At 55.3% G+C, this 22,470-nt stretch carries 15 protein-coding genes; 5 read left to right on the forward strand and 10 right to left on the reverse strand.

Features of this window, described 5'->3' with window-relative positions; genetic code table 11:
* The first annotated feature begins 36 nt into the window (after positions 1 to 36).
* Together pflB and pflA are read left to right on the forward strand one after the other, a co-directional pair.
* Positions 37 to 2,319 carry a formate C-acetyltransferase gene (gene pflB / locus EQV24_RS08390; RefSeq protein WP_013097311.1) on the forward strand — a complete coding sequence of 761 codons (2,283 nt, stop codon included), beginning with the start codon at positions 37 to 39 and terminating at the stop codon, positions 2,317 to 2,319.
* A gap of 198 nt (positions 2,320 to 2,517) precedes the next feature.
* Entirely contained in the window at positions 2,518 to 3,258 is a 741-nt protein-coding gene (gene pflA, locus EQV24_RS08395; protein ID WP_014831281.1) for a pyruvate formate lyase 1-activating protein, read from the forward strand.
* 36 nt (positions 3,259 to 3,294) lie between these two features.
* Here the strand turns inward: pflA and EQV24_RS08400 are convergent, their stop codons facing one another.
* The 10 genes from EQV24_RS08400 to lrp form a co-directional block, all read right to left on the reverse strand.
* On the reverse strand, positions 3,295 to 3,822 hold the full coding sequence (locus EQV24_RS08400; RefSeq protein ID WP_058679349.1) for an anti-virulence regulator CigR family protein: 528 nt from the start codon (positions 3,820 to 3,822) through the stop codon (positions 3,295 to 3,297).
* Positions 3,823 to 3,945: 123 nt separating this feature from the next.
* Positions 3,946 to 5,094, reverse strand: a complete 1,149-nt coding sequence (locus EQV24_RS08405) for an MFS transporter (protein ID WP_013097314.1) — start codon at positions 5,092 to 5,094, stop codon at positions 3,946 to 3,948.
* A 274-nt stretch (positions 5,095 to 5,368) separates the two neighbouring features.
* Positions 5,369 to 6,232, reverse strand: a complete 864-nt coding sequence (locus EQV24_RS08410; protein WP_038981313.1) for a dimethyl sulfoxide reductase anchor subunit family protein — start codon at positions 6,230 to 6,232, stop codon at positions 5,369 to 5,371.
* Position 6,233: 1 nt separating this feature from the next.
* Positions 6,234 to 6,851 (reverse strand): DMSO/selenate family reductase complex B subunit, encoded by a 618-nt coding sequence (locus EQV24_RS08415; RefSeq protein ID WP_130626446.1) that lies wholly within the window; start codon positions 6,849 to 6,851, stop codon positions 6,234 to 6,236.
* 10 nt (positions 6,852 to 6,861) lie between these two features.
* The gene (dmsA, locus tag EQV24_RS08420; RefSeq protein WP_130626447.1) at positions 6,862 to 9,306 is read right to left on the reverse strand and encodes a dimethylsulfoxide reductase subunit A; all 2,445 of its coding nucleotides are present in this window, start codon (positions 9,304 to 9,306) and stop codon (positions 6,862 to 6,864) included.
* 210 nt (positions 9,307 to 9,516) lie between these two features.
* Complete coding sequence (serS, locus tag EQV24_RS08425) at positions 9,517 to 10,809, reverse strand: serine--tRNA ligase (protein WP_008499983.1); 1,293 nt, start codon at positions 10,807 to 10,809, stop codon at positions 9,517 to 9,519.
* Between the two features lie 92 nt (positions 10,810 to 10,901).
* Complete coding sequence (rarA, locus tag EQV24_RS08430; RefSeq protein WP_020686418.1) at positions 10,902 to 12,245, reverse strand: replication-associated recombination protein RarA; 1,344 nt, start codon at positions 12,243 to 12,245, stop codon at positions 10,902 to 10,904.
* A 9-nt stretch (positions 12,246 to 12,254) separates the two neighbouring features.
* On the reverse strand, positions 12,255 to 12,866 hold the full coding sequence (lolA, locus tag EQV24_RS08435; protein ID WP_013097319.1) for an outer membrane lipoprotein chaperone LolA: 612 nt from the start codon (positions 12,864 to 12,866) through the stop codon (positions 12,255 to 12,257).
* 128 nt (positions 12,867 to 12,994) lie between these two features.
* Positions 12,995 to 16,681: a DNA translocase FtsK 4TM domain-containing protein gene (locus tag EQV24_RS08440; RefSeq protein ID WP_130626448.1), complete on the reverse strand. Its 3,687-nt coding sequence runs from the start codon at positions 16,679 to 16,681 to the stop codon at positions 12,995 to 12,997.
* Positions 16,682 to 16,816: 135 nt separating this feature from the next.
* A complete protein-coding gene (lrp, locus tag EQV24_RS08445; RefSeq protein ID WP_000228469.1) occupies positions 16,817 to 17,311 on the reverse strand; it encodes a leucine-responsive transcriptional regulator Lrp in 495 nt (164 codons plus the stop codon).
* Positions 17,312 to 17,855: 544 nt separating this feature from the next.
* Here lrp and trxB point away from each other — a divergent pair.
* From trxB to cydC, 3 genes are all read left to right on the forward strand, one after another.
* Positions 17,856 to 18,824 (forward strand): thioredoxin-disulfide reductase, encoded by a 969-nt coding sequence (gene trxB / locus EQV24_RS08455; RefSeq protein WP_130626449.1) that lies wholly within the window; start codon positions 17,856 to 17,858, stop codon positions 18,822 to 18,824.
* 114 nt (positions 18,825 to 18,938) lie between these two features.
* A complete protein-coding gene (gene cydD, locus EQV24_RS08460; RefSeq protein WP_029882997.1) occupies positions 18,939 to 20,705 on the forward strand; it encodes a cysteine/glutathione ABC transporter permease/ATP-binding protein CydD in 1,767 nt (588 codons plus the stop codon).
* Positions 20,705 to 22,426, forward strand: coding sequence for a cysteine/glutathione ABC transporter ATP-binding protein/permease CydC (gene cydC, locus EQV24_RS08465; RefSeq protein WP_130626450.1), 1,722 nt, complete (start codon positions 20,705 to 20,707; stop codon positions 22,424 to 22,426). The genes cydD and cydC overlap by 1 nt, the downstream gene beginning before the upstream one ends.
* Positions 22,427 to 22,470: the final 44 nt, after the last annotated feature.

The raw sequence follows: 22,470 nt of genomic DNA on the forward strand, positions 1-22,470 counted from the left end.
GTAAATAAAAAATCCACTTAAGAAGGTAGGTGTTACATGTCCGAGCTTAATGAAAAGTTAGCCACAGCCTGGGAAGGTTTTGCAAAAGGTGACTGGCAGAATGAAGTAAACGTACGTGACTTCATTCAGAAAAACTATACCCCGTATGAAGGTGACGAATCCTTCCTGGCTGGCGCAACTGAAGCGACCACCAAGCTGTGGGACAGCGTAATGGAAGGCGTAAAACTGGAAAACCGCACTCACGCGCCAGTTGATTTTGACACCTCCGTTGCTTCCACCATCACTTCTCACGATGCTGGTTACATCAACAAAGCCCTTGAGAAAATCGTTGGTCTGCAGACTGAAGCACCACTGAAACGTGCGATCATCCCGTTCGGTGGTATCAAAATGGTTGAAGGTTCCTGCAAAGCGTACAACCGCGAGCTGGACCCAATGCTGAAAAAAATCTTCACCGAATACCGTAAAACCCACAACCAGGGTGTATTCGATGTTTACACCAAAGACATTCTGAACTGCCGTAAATCCGGTGTTCTGACTGGTCTGCCAGATGCCTACGGCCGTGGCCGTATCATCGGTGACTACCGTCGCGTTGCGCTGTACGGTATCGACTTCCTGATGAAAGACAAATACGCGCAGTTCGTTTCCCTGCAGTCCGATCTGGAAAACGGCGTAAACCTGGAAGCCACCATCCGTCTGCGTGAAGAGATCGCTGAACAGCACCGTGCGCTGGGTCAGATCAAAGAGATGGCTGCTAAATATGGCTGCGATATCTCTGGTCCTGCAACTAACGCTCAAGAAGCTATCCAGTGGACCTACTTCGGCTACCTGGCCGCAGTTAAGTCTCAGAACGGTGCAGCAATGTCCTTCGGTCGTGTATCCACCTTCCTGGATGCGTACATCGAACGTGACCTGAAAGCAGGTAAAATCACCGAGCAAGACGCTCAGGAAATGATTGACCACCTGGTCATGAAACTGCGTATGGTTCGCTTCCTGCGTACCCCTGAATATGATGAACTGTTCTCTGGTGACCCAATCTGGGCAACCGAATCTATTGGTGGTATGGGCGTAGATGGCCGTACTCTGGTCACCAAAAACAGCTTCCGCTTCCTGAACACCCTGTACACCATGGGTCCTTCTCCGGAGCCAAACATCACCGTTCTGTGGTCTGAAAAACTGCCTCTGAACTTCAAGAAATTCGCCGCTAAAGTGTCCATCGACACCTCTTCTCTGCAGTATGAGAACGATGACCTGATGCGTCCGGACTTCAACAACGACGACTACGCTATCGCATGCTGCGTAAGCCCAATGGTTGTTGGTAAACAAATGCAGTTCTTCGGTGCGCGTGCAAACCTGGCGAAAACCATGCTGTACGCTATCAACGGCGGCGTTGATGAAAAACTGAAAATGCAGGTTGGTCCTAAGTCTGAACCAATCAAAGGCGATGTGCTGAACTATGACGAAGTCATGGATCGCATGGATCACTTCATGGACTGGCTGGCGAAACAGTACGTTACTGCACTGAACGTTATCCACTACATGCACGACAAGTACAGCTACGAAGCCTCTCTGATGGCGCTGCATGACCGTGACGTTATCCGTACCATGGCGTGTGGTATCGCAGGTCTGTCCGTTGCTGCTGACTCCCTGTCTGCTATCAAATATGCGAAAGTTAAACCAATTCGTGACGAAGACGGTCTGGCTATCGACTTCGAAATCGAAGGCGAATATCCGCAGTTTGGTAACAACGACGCTCGCGTTGATGACATGGCGGTTGACCTGGTTGAACGTTTCATGAAGAAAATTCAGAAACTGACTACTTACCGTAACGCTATCCCGACTCAATCTGTTCTGACCATCACCTCTAACGTTGTGTATGGTAAGAAAACCGGTAACACCCCAGACGGTCGTCGTGCTGGCGCGCCATTTGGCCCAGGTGCTAACCCAATGCACGGTCGTGACCAGAAAGGTGCGGTTGCCTCTCTGACTTCCGTTGCAAAACTGCCGTTTGCTTACGCGAAAGATGGTATCTCTTACACCTTCTCTATCGTGCCAAACGCGCTGGGTAAAGACGACGAAGTGCGTAAAACTAACCTCGCGGGTCTGATGGATGGTTACTTCCACCACGAAGCGTCCATCGAAGGTGGTCAGCACCTGAACGTGAACGTCATGAACCGTGAAATGCTGCTTGATGCGATGGAACACCCTGAGAAATATCCTCAGCTGACCATCCGTGTATCTGGCTACGCAGTACGCTTTAACTCCCTGACTAAAGAACAGCAGCAGGACGTTATCACCCGTACTTTCACTCAGTCCATGTAACTGGAATTGACTGAAATCACGCGTTAAAAAGCGTACAATAAAGGCTCCACGTCAGTGGGGCCTTTTTCTTCCCCACCCCAGTCTCTTTTGGCCGCTATCTATACTGAATGGATAACAGCCAAAACAGACTCGACATAGCCTTTGAGCTGTGCATCAACACAGGCCCCGGGATGGGCCAAATTCGGAGATATCACCGCAATGTCAATTATTGGTCGCATTCACTCCTTTGAATCCTGTGGCACTGTTGATGGCCCGGGCATCCGTTTTATCACCTTTTTCCAGGGCTGCCTGATGCGCTGCCTGTACTGCCACAACCGTGACACATGGGATACGCACGGCGGCAAAGAAGTGACCGTTGAAGATCTGATGAAAGAGGTGGTGACTTACCGCCACTTTATGAACGCGTCCGGCGGGGGCGTCACCGCATCCGGTGGTGAAGCCATTCTTCAGGCGGAATTTGTGCGCGACTGGTTCCGCGCCTGCCACAAAGAAGGCATACACACCTGCCTCGACACGAACGGGTTTGTGCGCCGCTACGATCCGGTCATCGATGAATTGCTTGAAGTCACCGACCTGGTCATGCTCGATCTCAAACAGATGAATGATGAGATCCACCAGAACCTGGTTGGCGTATCCAACCACCGTACGCTGGAGTTCGCCAAATATATTTCAGCCAAGGGCATTAAAACCTGGATCCGCTATGTCGTGGTTCCAGGCTGGTCTGATGATGATGATTCCGCACATCGTCTGGGCGAATTTACCCGCGATATGGGCAACGTCGAGAAAATTGAGCTTCTGCCCTACCATGAACTGGGTAAACATAAATGGGTGGCGATGGGTGAAGAATATAAGCTTGATGGCGTTAAGCCGCCGAAGAAAGAGACGATGGAGCGCGTGAAAGGTATTCTGGAACAATACGGACACAAGGTCATGTATTAACGAAGAGGCCCGGTGAGAACCGGGCCTTTTTGTATTTTATTTAAAGACACCATTAATAATGGAAGTCACAATCGCAGTACTCAGCGCAACCAGGACCAGATCGTCACCGACCACGCGCCACTCATAGCCAGGATAGTTAGGGAGCTGGCCCAGCATGGAGGCTGGCACGGTTTTCTTCGCAATACCTGGAGGCAGTGGTTTGCCGCGCGCGAGGTTTTTAGCGATGCCCGGAGGCAGCGATTCATATCCCGTTAATCCATAGTTCACTGCCAGATGGCGAGCATGATCGAAGCTCACGCGAGCATCGACATCATCGCTAACGCTTTTATTCGATTTACCCGGGTTGTCCTGACCACTTTTTTTATTGCCATGAGTATCGGACATTCCGTTGCCATGATTGCCGGAATTCCCGTTGCCGTGATTACCGCCATTACCTTGTCCGCCACTGTTACCGTGACCACCACCGCCATTCCCGTTTCCAGGGTTAGCCATGACCGGTGCTGTAGCAAACGTTAAAGACAACACTACTGCCAGTGCGGTAGTGGTTAAACGACGTGTAGCCATGATTGCTGCCTTTTAGTGTTAGAACTCACCTGAATTATCGCCTGGCGTGATAAACAAACAATGCGTAAAATTCTTATATGTGATGGGGACAAAAAAGCCAGTCAACGACTGGCTTTTAATTCATCAGGCATGCGCCACTGGAGTGGGATGTTCGCCCGCTTTGCGCAGCAGCATTAAGAGATAAATAAACGACACGCTGGCAATCATGATAAACAGCAAATTGTCGGAATAATTCTGCATCAGCATCGCGGTGAATGTCGGCCCCAGCAAACTGCCAATGGTATAGCTTAATAACAGCGCCTGGTTCATCGCCACCAGCTGGTGATGTTCAACTTTTTCACAGGCCCAGGCCATCGCGACCGGATAAAGTGTGAAGCCTGCAGCCCCCAGAATAAACAGCGCTGGCGCCATCGCGGCATTGCTGAGCATGGCAAGGCAACCCATGATCACCACGAAGACCTGAACGCGCAACACCAGCAGACGCCCAAAACGGTCTGCCAGACGGCCAATCGGCCACTGTCCGACGATGCCCGCGCTGACCATTACCGCCATCCAGAAGCCGATCCCGGAATCACTGACACCCTGATGGTTCAGGTAGAGCGGCATCAGACCATAAAGCGACCCCAGAACAATTCCGGAGATGATGCAGCCGTTCACGCCCAGACGCGCCTGTCGCAGTCTCAGCATCGGCCAGACGTGGGTCGCTTCCTGATGCTCACTGTTCTGATTCACAATGCGTGTAAAGAGCAGCGGCAGGATCGCCGCCAGGACCATGCCCGTTACCCACGGCAGAACGCTCATCAGGTCGGTCGGCAGTTTGCTGACCATTAATTGCCCAAGCACGGTTCCGACGTAATAGACCATCATATACGCTGCCAGCAGACGTCCCCGGTTGCGCGAGGTACCGCTGCACATCAGCGCACTTTCCACCACAACCCAAATCATCGCGCAGCCTACGCCAGCGATAAAGCGCCAGATCATCCAGCTCCAGAAGCCGACCATCAGGCCCAGCCCGGCACATCCGGCAGCGAAAATCAGCGAGGCCAGATAATAGCTACGGTTAAAGCCAACGCGTTTAATCAGGCTCCCCGTCATCAGGGTGCCCAGCAGGTTCCCCGTGAAAAAGGACGAGCTGACCATACCCACCTGCCAGGTTGGTAAGTTTTCATGGGCAAGCCATAGCGGGACGAGCGTGTTCAACACTGCGATCGCCAGGGTCAACAAAAGCAGGCCACAGAGCAACAGGAGCACTGGCCGGGTATAGATGGTCATGGATTAAAAACCGTGAGGAAATTCAGATTTCGTGCGCATCATGCCACTGGCAAAAACAAAGTCAATCCACCGATTCAGGCGTCACGCACGATATGTGCCATGTCGATTTAAAAAACTCATCCTGCTAATGCAAAGTCTGCTACTGATATTAATTATCTGGTTGTTTTTATTTATTTCAGGGGATTTTTAATACCAAACATCAGTCGAAAAATTTCATGATGCAAAAAAGAAAAGCCGGGCGCTATGTCCCGGCTTTTTATAACGAAAAATCAAATCAGCTGGCGATAGCCATGCCTACCGTCATATGCAGGCCGTAAAACACACCGCGACCGATCAACTCCCCTGCCAGCACCAGCACAAAGGCCACTGACAGTAACGGCAGTGCGGGCTGATAACCTTTAAGCTGAGGGGCAATCCAGCACACCAGCGCAACAGCCAGCAACACCACACGCCAGGCCATCAGAGAACCGTAATCTGGCACCAGGGTTGAGGCCTGCTGAATGGAGCTGTGAATGGTTGCCAGCTCAGCGCCCTGCATCAGCGCAACCATCGTGCTTACCACCAGCGCCAACAGCGAAACGGCGGGAAGCAGACGCATCGCCCAGCCGTCCACACCCGCCACGCGCAGCAGCAGGTAGCCCAGCAGCGGCCCGCCGATAAACATCGTCAGGAAGAAACTCATTGGCGTCCAGACGCTATACCAGGTGGGAACGGTATCGATTGTGTTATAAACCCGCACCATCATCCACACGAAGACCACGCCCAGCACCATTGTCACGATCAGCCACACGTTGCGCAGCCCCGCAGGAAGCTTTTTCAGGGCTGCCAGCAGCCACCCCAACCCACCGACGGCAAAGAAGATCGCCCCGCTGGCAATTTCGTTACTCAGTGAGGATGCCCCCACGCGATTGAGAGAGTTGAACGCGCGCATTGGCGAGCCGAGGTGCAGCGTAGAGGCAATAAAACCGATCCCCATCAACACCCACAGACCAAACATACTCAGCACCACGCGCTGCTGCTGTTCAGCTTTCAAATCGCCTTTCAGTAACGCCAGCGCGAGCACAATAAAGCCACCCGCCACACACTGCCCAAAGACCGTGAAGATCATCAGCGGCCATTCATGCCATCCACTTCCCATCTCACACCTCCTTCGGGTTTGCCAGATAGCCGGTGGTATCTCCCGTCGGGCGGCTGTTGGCGTTAGGTTTAATCACAATGCTCGGCTTGGTGAAGTGCGCGGACGGCAGTGGCGCGACGGCCGCAAGCTGACCGTGTTTTTTACGCAGCTCGTCAATCGGGCCGAAGTCCAGCGCGCGCAGCGGACAGGACTCCACGCAAATCGGCTTTTTGCCCTCTGCGACGCGGTCGTGGCAGCCGTCGCACTTGGTCATGTGACCTTTGGCGGCGTTGTACTGTGGCGCACCGTACGGACAGGCCATATGGCAGTAGCGGCAGCCAATGCAGACTTCCTCATTCACTACCACAAACCCGTCGTCGCGCTTGTGCATCGCCCCGCTCGGGCACACTTTGGTGCAGGCCGGGTCTTCACAGTGGTTACAGGCAATCGACAGGTAATAGGCAAAGACGTTCTGATGCCAGACGCCGTTATCCTCCTGCCAGTCGCCGCCCGCGTATTCGTAGATCCGGCGGAAGCTGACGTCCGGGGTCAGGTCTTTGTAATCCTTGCAGGCCAGCTCGCAGGTTTTGCACCCGGTGCAACGGCTGGAATCAATAAAAAATCCATACTGGGTTGTCATCGGTTACTCCTTACACCTTCTCAACCTGAACAAGGTTTGTGTGGGACGGGTTGCCTTTCGCCAGCGGCGACGGGCGCTGCGTGGTCAGTACGTTAATACTGCCAGCCTGGTCGATGCGGTTTGCATCCGGGCTGTACCACGCGCCTTCCCCCAACGCAACAACACCAGGCATCATGCGGGGCGTCACTTTGGCTTCAATATGCACCTCGCCGCGACCGTTAAAGATACGCACGCGATCGCCATTGCTGATGCCTCGTGCTTTCGCATCCATCGGGTTAATCCACATCTCCTGGCGGCAGGCGGCTTTCAGGACATCAACGTTGCCGTAGGTGGAGTGAACGCGCGCTTTGTAGTGGAAGCCGGTCAGTTGCAGCGGGAATTTTGCGGTCAGCGGATCGTTATAGTTTTCAAACCCGGGCGTGTAGATCGGCAGGGGATCGATAACATCCCCTTCCGGCAATTCCCAGGTTGCGGCAATGTTTGCCAGCTCTTCGGAGTAAATCTCGATTTTGCCCGATGGCGTGGTCAGCGGATTCGCCTGCGGATCGTCGCGGAAGGCTTTGTACGCCACGTGGTGCCCTTGCGGATCGCGCTGTTTATAGATGCCCTGCTTGCGGAAGGTATCGAAATCCGGCAGGTCAGGGATCGCTTTACGGGAAAGTTCATGCAGATGACGCATCCACTCTTCCTGAGTGCGGCCTTCTGTGAACTGTTGTTCGACACCAAGACGTTTCGCCAGCTCAGAGGTCATCTCATAGATGGTTTTGCACTCGAAACGCGGTTTGATGGCCCGGTCGGTGAAGATCACGTAGGACATGTTGCCGCAGGAGGCATCCAGCGCGAAATCCATCTGCTCCGAGGCGGTGCAATCCGGCAGCAGAATATCCGCATATTTCGCCGATGAGGTCATGTGGCAGTCGATCACCACAATCATCTCGCACTTCTTGTCATCCTGCAGGATTTCGTGGGTGCGGTTGATCTCCGAGTGCTGGTTAATAAGGCAGTTACCGGCGTAGTTCCAGATCATCTTGATCGGCACATCCAGCTTGTCTTTGCCCCGTACGCCATCGCGCAGGGCGGTCATCTCCGGCCCGCGCTCAATGGCGTCGGTCCACATAAACATGGAGATACTGGTCTGAACCGGGTTTTCCAGGGTTGGCATCCGTTCAAACGGCAGCGAATAGGAACCTTCGCGCGCGCCACTATTCCCACCATTAATACCCACGTTACCGGTCAGAATGGAGAGCATCGAAATAGCACGAGTGGCGATTTCGCCATTCGCGTGACGCTGTGGCCCCCAGCCCTGGCTGATATAGACCGGTTTCGCTGAACCGATTTCACGCGCCAGCTGGACAATACGTTCCGCCGGTATCCCGGTGATTTTTGATGCCCACTCCGGGGTCTTCGCCACGCCGTCACTGCCCTGGCCCAGAATATACGCCTTGTAATGCCCGTTGGCAGGCGCACTGGCGGGCAGGGTTTTCTCATCATAGCCGACGCAGTATTTATCGAGGAATGGCTGATCGACAAGGTCCTCGGTGATCATGACCCACGCCAGCGCACTGACTAGCGCCGCATCGGTACCCGGGCGAATAGGGATCCACTCATCTTCCCGGCCTGCCCCCGTATCGGTATAACGCGGATCGATGATGATCATCCGGGCGTTAGATTTGGCGCGAGCCTGCTCAAGGTAATAGGTTACCCCACCGCCGCTCATGCGCGTTTCACCAGGGTTGTTACCGAAAAGCACCACCAGTTTACTGTTTTCGATATCGGACGGGCTGTTACCGTCTGCCCAGCCACCGTAGGTGTAGTTCAGGCCGGCAGCAATCTGTGCAGAAGAGTAGTCGCCGTAGTGATTGAGATAACCGCCGCAGCAGTTCATCAAGCGCGCCACCAGCGTTTTGCCCGGTGGCCAGGAGCGGGTCAGCGTTCCCCCGAGCGTTCCGGTGCCATAGTTCAGGTAGATGGATTCGTTACCGTACTCTTTTATCAGACGCTGCATATTGCTGGCGATGATATCGTAAGCTTCATCCCAGCTGATGCGCTCGAACTTCCCTTCCCCGCGCTTACCGACGCGTTTCATCGGGTACTTCAGACGGTCCGGGTTATAAACCCGGCGGCGCATTGAGCGGCCACGCAGACAGGCGCGAACCTGATGCAAGCCGTCGTAGTTATCGTCACCGGTATTGTCGGTTTCGACGTATTTGATCTCGCCATCCACCACATGCATACGTAATGGACAACGGCTACCACAGTTTACGGTACAGGCGCTCCACACCACGTTTTCCGGGGCCGTAGCCGGGGACAACGCATCCGCCGCCGACGCCAGTCGGGTAAAAGGGAGAGTGAAGGCACTGCTGGCAACGGCGAGACCGCCAATTGCCGTGGTTTTCATCAACCCACGGCGAGTGACCTCGGCAGCCATTAACGCTTCAGGCGCTTTGATTTTCATAAAGACTCACTTTGGTTGCTCACAAAGAATAAGGGGCGGAATTGACCGCGATATAGTTTTATATATAACGAGCTAATGCGTTATGCGTGTTTTATGCTGGCTTTCATTCGCAGGAGTATTACTACTTTAGAGGGAGGGGGTATTGCGTCGTATCAAACCGAGGGTATAAAAAAAGCGCCAAAAGGCGCTTTTTTGTTGTAAGGCAAAGAATTAGCCGATGTACTGCTGGCCTTTCATGTATGGGCGCAGTACTTCAGGGATCTCAATACGTCCGTCTGCCTGCTGATAGTTTTCCAGCACGGCAACCAGCGTACGGCCAACAGCCAGACCAGAGCCGTTCAGGGTATGCACCAGACGGGTTTTCTTGTCGGACTTGCTGCGGCAGCGTGCCTGCATACGACGCGCCTGGAAATCCCAGACGTTAGAGCAGGAGGAGATTTCACGGTAGGTGTTCTGCGCAGGTACCCACACTTCCAGATCGAAGGTTTTGCAGGCGCCAAAGCCCATATCACCGGTGCATAGCGCCATACGACGGTACGGCAGGCCGAGCAGCTCCAGCACTTTCTCCGCGTGGCCGGTCATCTCTTCCAGCGCGTCCATGGACTCTTCCGGACGAACGATCTGTACCATCTCAACTTTATCGAACTGGTGCATACGGATCAGACCACGCGTGTCACGGCCGTAAGAACCCGCTTCAGAGCGGAAGCACGGAGAGTGCGCCGTCAGTTTGATTGGCAGGTCGTCTTCGTCGATGATCTCATCACGCACGAGGTTGGTCAGCGGCACTTCCGCGGTTGGGATCAGCGCGTAGTTGCTGCTGTCGGCTTCCTCGTCCAGCGGACGGGTATGGAACAGATCGCCGGCAAATTTCGGCAGTTGTCCGGTACCGTACAGAGTATCGTGGTTAACCAGATACGGAACGTAGGTTTCGCTGTAACCGTGCTGCTCAGTGTGCAGATCCAGCATGAACTGTGCCAGCGCACGGTGCAGATGAGCAATCTGACCTTTCATCACCACGAAGCGAGAACCGGTCAGCTTCACGGCTGCCGCAAAGTCCAGGCCCGCGTGCATTTCACCCAGAGTAACGTGATCGCGAACCTCGAAGTCGAACTCACGAGGCGTACCCCAGCGTTTCACTTCAACGTTGTCGTTTTCGTCTTTACCGACAGGAACGCTGTCGTCAGGAATGTTCGGGATAGCCAGGGCGATATCACGAATTTCGGCCTGAAGAACGTCCAGCTCAGCTTTCGCCTGGTCCAGCTCTTCACCCAGTTTGTTCACTTCCAGGCGTAATGGCTCAATGTCTTCCCCGCGCGCTTTCGCCTGGCCGATGGACTTCGATCGAGAGTTACGCTCTGCCTGCAGATTTTCAGTTTGTACCTGCAGAACTTTACGACGCTCTTCAAGAGCGCGCAGCTTATCTACATCCAGCTTAAAGCCCCGGCGTGCCAGTTTTTCAGCGACTGCGTCTGGCTCATTACGCAGCAGATTGGGATCGAGCATGCTTATCCTGTGCTTATCGAATTAAAATAGGAAAATGTGGCCACAGCCTGCGGCCACAGGGATACAATGCCAACATTACCGCAACGACTGAACTAACGGTAGCGTTTTATAGGGCTATTTTGATCCTGTCCGGCGAGCCAGGCGAGCTTTTCGCCAATCTTGCCTTCAAGACCTCTGTTTGTGGGGTGATAATAGCGGGTTTGTGCCATTTCCTGCGGGAAATACTCCTCCCCGGCCGCGTAAGCGTTGGGTTCATCGTGAGCGTAACGATACTCCTGCCCGTACCCCATCTCTTTCATCAGCTTCGTTGGCGCATTACGCAGATGCACCGGCACATCGTAGTCCGGGCGCTCACGCGCATCCGACATGGCCGCTTTAAATGCGGTATAGACGGCATTACTTTTCGGCGCGCAGGCCAGATAGACAATCGCCTGGGCAATAGCGCGCTCACCTTCTGCCGGCCCGACGCGAGTAAAACAATCCCAGGCCGAAAGCGCCACCTGCATGGCGCGCGGATCGGCATTGCCAACATCTTCTGAAGCAATCGCCAGACAGCGACGCGCGACGTACAGCGGATCGCCACCGGCAGTGATAATGCGTGCGTACCAGTAAAGCGCGGCATCCGGCGCGCTGCCGCGTACCGACTTATGCAGCGCCGAGATCAGATCGTAAAAGCGATCGCCTTTGTTATCAAAACGGGCGCTACGCTCACCGGCAATTTCGGTCAACAGTTCCGGTTTTAATACCCGTTTGCCGGCGTCGTCGACTTCGGCCATATCGGCCATCATTTCCAGGGTATTCAGTGCCCGCCGCGCATCGCCGTTGACCAGCTCCGCAATTGCCCGACGCGTGTCGTCAGGCAGGATAATGTCCTGTCCGCCATAGCCGCGGGCTTTGTCGTCCATCGCCTGGGTGAGGACGTTTTCAATATCCTCGGTGGTGAGCGATTTAAGCAGGTAGACGCGCGCCCGGGAAAGCAGTGCCGAGTTGAGTTCAAATGACGGGTTTTCGGTGGTGGCACCTATGAAGAAGATGGTGCCATCTTCGATGTGCGGCAGGAATGCATCCTGCTGACTTTTATTGAAGCGATGGACTTCGTCCACAAAGAGGATGGTTCGTCGCCCGGCGTTACGGTTCTGGCGCGCGCGCTCGATTGCCTCGCGGATCTCCTTCACACCGGATGTGACGGCCGAGATGCGCTCGACGTCCGCGTTAGCGTAGCGGGCGATCACTTCAGCAAGCGTGGTTTTACCGGTACCGGGTGGTCCCCAGAGGATCATCGAGTGCAGATGCCCGGCCTCAATGGCCCGCGGCAACGGCTTTCCCGCAGCCAGCAGGTGCTGCTGGCCAATATACTGAGCTAAATTTTCTGGCCGCATACGCGCGGCCAGAGGTTGAAACGCATTATCTGAAAAATCGAGCGACAGGTTGCCCACTCATGCCTCTTACTTACGTTGGTCGTCCACCGTTACGCCCTGCGGCGGGGTAAAGGTAAATTTAGATGCATCGACAGCGCCATTTTGCTGAGATTTGAGCTGATAGCTGCTGCGCTGATCGTCCTGCTCAACGGCGCCGAACTGATTGATGGTACCGTTGGTGCTTACATTGATGGTGAACTGCTTCAGGTTGCCGTTGCTGCCTTTTGGCGTCAGGACAAACTCATCACCGTTCTGCTTAATATTATACTGCTGCCAGTCGCTGGCCTGGTTACGGGCAATCAGCATAAATGGCGTGTTGCTGGTCGCATCTTTCAGCCAGGTGGCGGTTGCCTGCTCAACAAACGGGTTGAAGAACCACAGGGTTTTGCCGTCAGAGACCAGGATGCTCTCATCCGGCTGAGTCATGTGCCAGTTGAAAAGATTTGGGCGTTTTACCCACAGATCGCCCTGGCCTTCCTGCACCGCATTACCGCTGCCGTCAGTCACTTTTTGCGTGAAGCTGGCGTGGAAGCTGCTCACTTTATCCAGGCGGCTTTTAAGGTCGCTGGCCGCATCAGCCCAGACGCTGCTGGCGACAAAACTGGTGAGTAATGCACAGGCGATTGCGATTTTTTTCATTGTTGTTCCTTAAAATACGTCATCCCGAAATGGGGTTTCCGTTTTCTATTCTGGACCTGCCCGCAGGCAGGTGACAGAAGAAAATGCTTAAATTTGGCTGATTTACCCTTCTTTGCACACGCTGAAGATCAATCAAACGGCGGCGGAGCCAGCACCTCACGGTTACCGTTATGCCCCTGCTCACTGACAATGCCCTGAGCTTCCATCTGCTCAATGATGCGCGCCGCGCGGTTGTAGCCAATACGGAACTGACGCTGAACGCCGGAGATCGACGCTTTGCGTTTTTCGGTAACAAAATTAACCGCCTGGTCGAATAACGGATCCAGCTCTTCGCCGCCGTCAAAGCCACCGCCGCCGCCTTCGCTTTCGCTGTCGGAGGTAATGCCGTCAACGTATTGTGGACGACCGCGCGCTTTCCAGTCCTGCACCACGGCATGCACTTCCTGGTCGCGAACGAATGCGCCGTGAACGCGCACCGGAGAGGTGGAGTTCGGGCCGGAGTAGAGCATATCCCCCATCCCCAGCAGCGATTCAGCACCGCCCTGATCAAGGATGGTACGCGAGTCAATTTTGCTTGATACGGTAAAGGCGATACGGGTCGGAATGTTGGCTTTAATCAGACCCGTAATGACGTCCACAGAAGGACGCTGCGTCGCCAGGACGAGGTGAATACCGGCCGCACGCGCTTTCTGTGCCAGACGGGCAATCAACTCTTCCACTTTCTTACCGACGGTCATCATCAGGTCGGCGAACTCATCCACCAGCACGACGATGTAAGGCAGTTTTTCCAGCACCGGATGTTGGGCATCCATGCTATCGCCCGGTTTCCAGTATGGGTCGGGAATTGGACGCCCCATCCGCGCCGCCTCAGCGATTTTCTCGTTATAACCGGCAAGGTTACGCACGCCCAGAGCCGACATCAGCTTATAACGGCGCTCCATCTCGTTGACGCTCCAGCGCAGAGCGTTGGCCGCGTCTTTCATGTCGGTCACAACTTCCGTCAGCAGATGCGGGATCCCCTCATAGACCGACAGTTCCAGCATTTTCGGATCGATCATGATGAAACGGACATCTTCCGGCTGCGCTTTGTAGAGCATGCTGAGGATCATGGCGTTCACACCTACCGACTTACCGGAACCGGTTGTACCCGCGACCAGCAGGTGAGGCATTTTCGCCAGATCGGCTACCACCGGCTCACCCGCGATATCTTTACCCAGCACCACGGTCAGTGGTGAAGGGTTGTCGCGGAATTTGGTGTTGTCCAGCACTTCACGCAGGTAAACGGTCTGACGTTTTTTGTTCGGCAACTCAAGACCGACATAAGGTTTACCAGGAATGACTTCAACCACACGAACCGCAACGGTCGACAGAGAACGCGCCAGGTCGCGGGACAGGTTTGAAATACGCGCGGCTTTAACGCCAGGCGCCAGGTTGAGTTCGAAACGGGTAATGACAGGGCCTGGAGAGTAGTTGACCACGTCCGCTTTAATGCGGAAGTCAGCCAGACGCGCTTCTACCAGACGGGCCATTTGCTCCAGCGCGAAGGTATCGACCGGCTCAACTTCTGCTGGCGGGGGCGTTAACAGATCCAGCGACGGCAGAGGCGTGCTCGGACGTTGCAACGGACGACTGTCACCGTTACGCATCAGCAGCGGATGAATGAGACTTTCCTGCGGCTGTGCCTGAGGCTGCTGGAACCGTGGCTGCTGTGGCTGCGCATAAGATTCTGGCGCAGGCTGCTGCGGCTGGGCGTACGCCTGTGGCGCTGGGGCCGGCTGCTGACGCACCGGCTCGGCTTCCGGCATGACGCTCGGCGTGAACAGCGGTTCGCTCGGACCATCATCGACCAGATCTTTCATCGGTGAGAATTCGAAATCCGACAGCGAGAACGGGTTCGCACCAGCAGGTTGCTCACCTGAATAGCGTTGCTGCTGGGTGGCCGCAAACTGGCGTGCTAATTCTGCCTCTGCTGCATCATCATCGTCCGCCTGAGCAGGATGATCGTGCTGATACTCCTCGCCATAGCGCTGATGCTGCTGTGCGGCGAACTGACGCGCCAGTTCGTCCTGCTGCATTTCATCTGCATCATCGTCGTAATCAGATTCACGGGCTTTCTCCTCAGCCATACGCTGAGAAGGCAGTTTAATGCCATAGGATGCCAGCTCGCGGCGGGTTGGCACACGCACGCGGTTAGGACGCGGCAACTGCGGGCCAATCCCCTCTTTTACCTGAGGACGTGGTGTTCCACCTGTCGCCAGGCTAAAGACCGGCGCCGCAGCCGAAGCGGCTGCTGTAGCCTGTTTCACGCTCTCTGCCACTGGTGCAACCGCAGGCGTTGGAGTAACCGGCGGTGGGGAGACAGAAGGTGTATTCACAACAGGCTCCTGCACCGGCTCAGGAACAGGCTGATACCATGCTGCCAGTTGCTCGCGCTCACGGGCACGGCGCTCTTCAACCTCTTCGAAATAGTACATTGGTGGACGAGACGGTTTGACCTCTTCCACCACCTCAGGTTCTGGTTGAGGCGCGACGTAAGGCTCAGCAGGCGGAACAGGCTCAGGGACATACTCCTGATACGGTTGCGCGACGGGCTGCTCGTCGTACGGGTACCCCTGCGGCTCATGAACGGGCTCAGGCTGATAAGGTTGCTGCCACGGTTCCTGCTGGACCGGCGCATAGCTTTCTGGCTCTGGTGCGATAACCGGCTCTGGCGTATGCACGCCAGGCGCCGTTTGCCACTCTACCTGAGGCTGTTGAATAGCGGACTCGGGAGCGGGAACCGACGCAGACGGCATAACGGCTTCCGCTGGTGCTGCATAAGCCTGCGCCGCCGTGGTCGCGGCTGCCGCGGCGGCAATCGGTGCGGTAACAGAGTGACCGTTTAGCAGTGGATCGTATTCATCAAAATCGCCCGGCGTGGCGCGACTGCCAGAGAAAAGCACATCATCAGGATCGACGGCGGCACCGGCTGAACGGTACTCAACATGATCGTCTTCGTCCATGCGTTTACCGGAGAAGAGCGCCGCATCGGTTTTACGGCCCAGCGGGTTGGCAAATTTCTCGGCGACGCGCTGACGGCGTGCCAGTGCTCCACGCAAAATACGTGCACGACGAGATTCACGACGCTGTACGGGCGCATCGTCTTCCTCTTCGTACTCATCTTCATATTCGTCTTCATCAACCCACGTGTCGTCACGACGGGTACGGTTGCTGGCAAAGGTCAAAATAGTGAGGACAAAACTGCCGATCTTCTCGGCAATGCTCACCCACGACCAGCCGGTGAACAGCGTTAATCCTGCCGCCCAGATGCACAGCAGTGCCAGGGTACCGCCGCTGCTGTGAAGCATAGGCTGCAGTGCAGAGCTCAGCAGGCTACCGATGACCCCGCCAGAGGCGAAATACCAGATGTCATCGGCGTTGATGGCTGCCAGCCCGCAGGAAGTGAGGATCAACGCCAGCGCGCCTATCAGGCGCAGCGAAACCGCGAAATAGTCGATGTAGTCGTCGTTCTGACGATGGCGCCAGGCAAACCAGCATCCGCCAATAATAATGACGGGAATGGTATAGGCCATCACACCGAAAATGAAAAACAGGGTGTCCGCAAGCCAGGCACCGGGAACGCCGCCTAAATTATGGATAGGCTCATGCCATGCAGTTTGTGACCAGCTGGGATCTGAGGGGTTGAAACTGAGTAAGGCTGCCATCAGCCAGACGGCAAAAAGGGCAATAACAATCAGCAACGCCTCAAGGAGCCGACGTCCGCTGCTTAGCTTCGATAATGTGACTTCTTTGTCTTCAGTGTATTCCTGGCTCAAGAAAGGCTCTCCAGGTATCAGGCATATCCTGCCTGTTTGCTAAAACGGACAACAGCGCCGGGACACCCCGGCACTGTTGCTGTATGGATTAACAGGAGTGTAATCAAACTACACTGATTTTGCACCTGTTCCGTGTTAGCGCGTCTTAATAACCAGACGATTGCTCTGTTTGACCTCTTCCATCACCACATAGGTACGGGTGTCGTTCACGCCTGGCAGACGCAGCAGGGTTTCACCCAGCAGCTTACGGTAGGCGGACATATCTGGTACGCGGGTTTTCAACAGGTAGTCGAAATCGCCAGAAACCAGATGACACTCTTGAATTTCTTCAAGTTTTTGTACAGCGGCGTTAAATTGCTCAAACACATCCGGTGCACCACGATTCAGAGTAATCTCAACAAATACCAGAAGTGAGGCATCCAGATAATGCGGGTTCAGCAGAGCCGTATAGCCCTGAATAAAACCCTGTCTTTCCAGTCGGCGCACACGCTCAAGGCACGGCGTCGGGGAAAGTCCCACACGTTTTGAAAGCTCGACGTTGGAAATACGCCCATCCTTTTGCAATTCATTAAGAATGTTACGATCGATACGGTCGAGATCTTTGCCAGGGCGCTTCTTGCTATCTACCATTATTATTGTCTCTCTGTATTCCTTCCCTACTCCTGCCTGGACCCTGTGCACATCACTGTTCAGAGCCTGTACCCGTTAGTCATCACATCGCCTGGTTATCTATTAGACGCGATGCGGATTCGGGTTCTGTTGGTAAGAAGACCGTTGCCCGAAGGCAGTCACCGACATCACGTATGGCGTCTGTCCACGCCATGCGTAGATTTCACTGACCCGGTAAAAATGGCATTTACATGCATGCCTATGCGGCACACGGTTAACGCGGTTTTTTTTCTTCCTTGAATGTTTTCGCAAAAGCGCAGGGGATTGTCAAAGCAAAACATCGATTTTTAGTACAACATGCCGGATATTCATTTCGGTGGGGTATTAATCCTCATTTTATTGCCTTATAAACAAGCGAATTTAAGAAGTAAGCCTGATGTTATAGCGCTCAATTTATCGTCATTGCCTATCGTACAGATTGAGATCAACATTGCTGTGCTCTTTTTTTACGGCAACAAATTCCCTACAATCCAGCCAACTGTCTGCCAACAACAATGGGGATCTCATGGGCACGGCCAAACACAGTAAGCTGCTAATTCTTGGTTCTGGACCTGCGGGATATACCGCGGCGGTCTATGCTGCACGCGCTAACCTGCAACCGGTTTTGATTACCGGTATGGAAAAAGGCGGTCAGCTGACCACCACCACTGAAGTGGAAAACTGGCCAGGCGACCCTAACGACCTGACCGGGCCGCTGCTGATGGAGCGTATGCACGAGCATGCGGCTAAATTCGAAACCGAAATTCTGTTCGACCACATTAACAAGGTCGATTTGCAGAACCGTCCGTTCCGCCTGACGGGCGACAGCGGCGAGTACACCTGCGATGCGCTGATCATCGCAACGGGCGCTTCTGCCCGCTACCTTGGCCTGCCGTCAGAAGAGGCGTTCAAAGGTCGCGGCGTTTCTGCCTGCGCAACCTGCGACGGTTTCTTCTATCGCAACCAGAAAGTCGCGGTCATCGGCGGCGGTAACACCGCCGTAGAAGAGGCGCTCTATCTGGCGAATATCGCTTCTGAAGTGCACCTGATCCACCGTCGCGATACCTTCCGCGCCGAGAAGATCCTGATCAAACGTCTGATGGATAAAGTGGCGAGCGGCAACATTGTGCTGCACACCAACCGTACGCTGGAAGAAGTGACGGGCGATCAGATGGGCGTTGCCGGTCTGCGTATTCGTGATACCCAGAACACCGATAACGTCAAAACGCTGGAAGTGGCGGGCCTGTTTGTGGCTATCGGTCACAGCCCGAACACGGCGATCTTCGAGGGGCAACTGGAGCTGGAAAACGGCTACATCAAAGTGCAGTCCGGTATTCACGGCAACGCGACCCAGACCAGCATCCCGGGTGTGTTCGCTGCTGGTGACGTAATGGACCATATTTACCGTCAGGCGATCACCTCCGCAGGCACCGGTTGCATGGCCGCGCTGGACGCTGAACGCTACCTTGATGGGCTGGCTGAACAAGGTAAATAATCTTTACAAGTCAGTAACAAACGTAAATAAAGGCGGTGATAAGTCGCCTTTATTGTCTCCTCGTTGTAACATTGCGCTGCCCACTTTCTAATAACATCACCTGCAAAGCACGCAATGGAAAAAACCCGTCAACAAGAGTTAACACGCTGGCTAAAACAGCAGAGCGTTCTTTCCCGCCGCTGGCTCATGATTTCCCGTCTTCTGGGACTGATCAGTGGTCTGTTGATTGTTGCCCAGGCATGGCTGCTGGCCCGCATTCTCAATCATATGATCATGGAGAACATTCCGCGTGAAGCGCTTCTGCTGCCCTTCATCGTCCTGATCCTGGTTTTCATTCTGCGCGCCTGGGTCGTCTGGCTGCGCGAACGCGTTGGTTTTCACGCGGGGCAGCATATTCGCTACGAAATTCGCCGACAGGTGCTTGATCGTCTTCAGGAAGCCGGGCCCGCATGGATCCAGGGAAAACCAGCCGGAAGCTGGGCAACGTTAATCCTTGAACAGATTGACGATATGCACGACTACTACGCCCGCTACCTTCCGCAGATGGCGCTGGCCGTCTGCGTCCCGCTGCTGATTGTGATAACCATTTTCCCTGTCAACTGGGTAGCTGCGCTGATCCTGCTGGGTACCGCCCCGCTGATCCCCCTGTTTATGGCGATGGTGGGGATGGGAGCGGCCGATGCGAACCGCCGTAACTTCCTTGCGTTGGGTCGCCTGAGCGGCCATTTCCTTGACCGTCTGCGCGGGATGGAGACGTTACGCATTTTTGGCCGGGGTGAAGCCGAAACGGAAAACATTCGCCTGGCGTCGCAGGATTTCCGTCAGCGCACGATGGAAGTGTTACGTCTGGCATTTCTGTCGTCTGGCGTACTGGAATTCTTTACCTCGCTCTCTATCGCCCTCGTGGCGGTCTATTTTGGTTTCTCGTATCTCGGCGCGCTGGATTTTGGTCACTACGGCACGGCGGTAACGCTGTCGGCCGGTTTCCTGGCGCTTATTCTGGCTCCGGAATTTTTCCAGCCGCTTCGCGATCTTGGCACCTTTTACCATGCCAAAGCGCAGGCCGTTGGCGCGGCTGACAGCCTGAAAACGTTCCTGGAGACGCCGCTGGCGCATCCGGAGCGAGGAGAGGTAACGCTGAACGCCAATGAACCCGTGACCATTGAAGCACGTGATTTCTCTATCCTGTCACCGGAAGGGAAAGTGCTGGCAGGCCCACTGAACTTTACCTTACCCGCCGGGCAACGGGTGGTGCTGGTAGGGACCAGTGGTTCAGGAAAAAGCTCGCTGATCAATGCGTTATCCGGTTTTATGGCTTATACCGGCTCACTGCGCATCAACAAAACCGAACTGCGCGATCTCGATCCGGACGCCTGGCGAAAACAGCTCAGTTGGGTGGGGCAAAACCCGCAGCTGCCAGCCCCGACGCTGCGGGAAAATGTCCTGCTGGCTCGCCCGGATGCACGTGAAGACGAGTTGCAATCTGTTCTCGACCGCGCCTGGGTCAGCGAGTTTCTGCCGCTGCTTCCGCATGGCGTCGATACCGTTGTCGGCGATCAGTCTGCCGGGTTATCCGTGGGCCAGGCGCAGCGCGTGGCGGTCGCCCGCGCGTTGCTTAATCCATGCCAGTTAATGCTGCTGGACGAGCCAGCGGCCAGCCTGGATGCGCACAGTGAACAGCGCGTGATGGCGGCCCTGAACGCCGCCTCGCGGCAGCAAACCACCCTGATGGTCACTCATCAGTTGGAAGGCATTGCCGACTGGGACCAGATCTGGGTCATGGAAAACGGTCGTATTGTTGAGCAAGGCGATTACGCCTCTCTCGTTACCGCGCAGGGCCCCTTCGCTGCCCTGCTGGCGAATCGTCAGGAGGACATCTGATGCGTGCCCTGCTTCCCTATCTCGCGCTCTATAAACGCCACAAATGGATGCTGACGCTGGGCATCGTGCTGGCCATTGTGACCCTGCTTGCCAGCATCGGCCTGCTCACGCTTTCCGGCTGGTTCTTGTCTGCCTCTGCCGTGGCGGGGGTCGCCGGGCTCTACAGCTTCAACTACATGCTTCCGGCGGCGGGCGTACGCGGCACCGCCATTACCCGTACGGCTGGACGGTACTTCGAGCGACTGGTCAGCCATGACGCGACATTCCGCGTGCTGCAACATCTGCGCATTTACACCTTCAGTAAACTGCTGCCCCTCTCCCCTGCCGGACTGGCGCGTTTTCGTCAGGGGGAATTGCTCAACCGTGTGGTTGCGGATGTCGACACCCTGGATCACCTCTACCTGCGCGTGATTTCCCCGATAGTCGGCGCGTTTGTGGTGATTGTCGTGGTCACGCTGGGCCTGTCGGTGCTGGATGTCTCAGTTGCGCTGACGCTGGGCGGGATCATGCTTTTGACGCTCATTATCCTGCCGCCGCTATTTTACCACGCGGGTAAATCCACCGGAGAGAACCTGACGCGTCTGCGCGGGGAGTACCGCCAGCAGCTCACCTCCTGGTTACAAGGGCAGGCCGAACTGACGATATTTGGCGCCAGCGAGCGCTACCGTGCGCGAATGGAGAACACAGAACTGAACTGGCATGAAGCCCAGCGCCGTCAGTCTGAGCTTACCGCGTTCTCTCAGGCGCTTATGATGTTAATCGGGGGTGTCGCGGTCATCGCCATGCTCTGGATGGCGTCCGGTGGCGTTGGCAATAACGCACAGCCGGGCCCTCTGATTGCCTTGTTCGTATTCTGTGCCCTGGCGGCCTTTGAAGCGCTGGCGCCGGTGACGGGTGCCTTCCAGCATCTCGGCCAGGTCATCGCCTCCGCCCTGCGCATCACGGAGATTGCGGAGCAGGATCCGGAGGTGAAGTTCACCGCAGAGCAAACGGCCACGCCTGAGCAGGTTGCCCTGACGCTCAGTAACGTCACCTTCGCCTATGACAAGCAGGCACAGAATGCGCTGGAAGGCATCAGCCTCGCTGTGGATGCGGGTCAGCGGATTGCGATCCTCGGCCGTACCGGCTGCGGCAAATCCACGCTTTTGCAGTTGTTAACGCGAGCCTGGGATCCACAGCAAGGTCAGATTCAGTTTAACGGAACTCCGCTGGCAGACTTCAGCGAACAGGCGCTGCGCAAAACCGTCAGCGTGGTTCCGCAGCGCGTTCATCTCTTCAGCGCCACGCTGCGCGATAACCTGCTGCTGGCTGCACCGGAAGCCACTGATGACGTACTCCGCGCCATGCTGGAGCAGGTCGGGCTGCATAAGCTGCTTGAAGACGATGGCCTGAACAGCTGGCTGGGTGAAGGCGGTCGTCAACTCTCTGGCGGTGAGCTGCGTCGTCTGGCGATTGCGCGCGCGCTGCTGCATGATGCGCCGCTGATGTTGCTCGACGAGCCCACAGAAGGGCTTGATGCGACAACTGAAAGCCAGATCCTTGATTTACTTGCGAATGTTATGGCCGGTAAAACCGTACTGATGGTGACACACCGCCTGCGTGGACTGGCAAGTTTTGATCGGATAATTGTGATGGACAACGGACACATTATTGAGCAAGGTAGTCACGCAGAGCTGTTGACGAAACAGGGTCGCTACTACCAGTTTAAACAGCGTCTGTAGACTATATTTGTAGCGTCCTCACTCGCGTACTGGAGTTTTGCTGT

It is taken from the genome of Enterobacter sp. A8, from assembly GCF_004296595.1.
Taxonomy (GTDB): Bacteria; Pseudomonadota; Gammaproteobacteria; order Enterobacterales; family Enterobacteriaceae; genus Enterobacter; species Enterobacter cloacae.

Bases quoted from the DNA above. Each gene is read 5' to 3' on its own strand.
- pflB (WP_013097311.1), top strand. From the start codon at position 37: ATGTCCGAGCTTAATGAAAAGTTAGCCACAGCCTGGGAAGGTTTTGCA.
- pflA (WP_014831281.1), top strand. From the start codon at position 2,518: ATGTCAATTATTGGTCGCATTCACTCCTTTGAATCCTGTGGCACTGTT.
- EQV24_RS08400 (WP_058679349.1), bottom strand. From the start codon at position 3,822: ATGGCTACACGTCGTTTAACCACTACCGCACTGGCAGTAGTGTTGTCT.
- EQV24_RS08405 (WP_013097314.1), bottom strand. From the start codon at position 5,094: ATGACCATCTATACCCGGCCAGTGCTCCTGTTGCTCTGTGGCCTGCTT.
- EQV24_RS08410 (WP_038981313.1), bottom strand. From the start codon at position 6,232: ATGGGAAGTGGATGGCATGAATGGCCGCTGATGATCTTCACGGTCTTT.
- EQV24_RS08415 (WP_130626446.1), bottom strand. From the start codon at position 6,851: ATGACAACCCAGTATGGATTTTTTATTGATTCCAGCCGTTGCACCGGG.
- dmsA (WP_130626447.1), bottom strand. From the start codon at position 9,306: ATGAAAATCAAAGCGCCTGAAGCGTTAATGGCTGCCGAGGTCACTCGC.
- serS (WP_008499983.1), bottom strand. From the start codon at position 10,809: ATGCTCGATCCCAATCTGCTGCGTAATGAGCCAGACGCAGTCGCTGAA.
- lolA (WP_013097319.1), bottom strand. From the start codon at position 12,866: ATGAAAAAAATCGCAATCGCCTGTGCATTACTCACCAGTTTTGTCGCC.
- lrp (WP_000228469.1), bottom strand. From the start codon at position 17,311: ATGGTAGATAGCAAGAAGCGCCCTGGCAAAGATCTCGACCGTATCGAT.
- trxB (WP_130626449.1), top strand. From the start codon at position 17,856: ATGGGCACGGCCAAACACAGTAAGCTGCTAATTCTTGGTTCTGGACCT.
- cydD (WP_029882997.1), top strand. From the start codon at position 18,939: ATGGAAAAAACCCGTCAACAAGAGTTAACACGCTGGCTAAAACAGCAG.
- cydC (WP_130626450.1), top strand. From the start codon at position 20,705: ATGCGTGCCCTGCTTCCCTATCTCGCGCTCTATAAACGCCACAAATGG.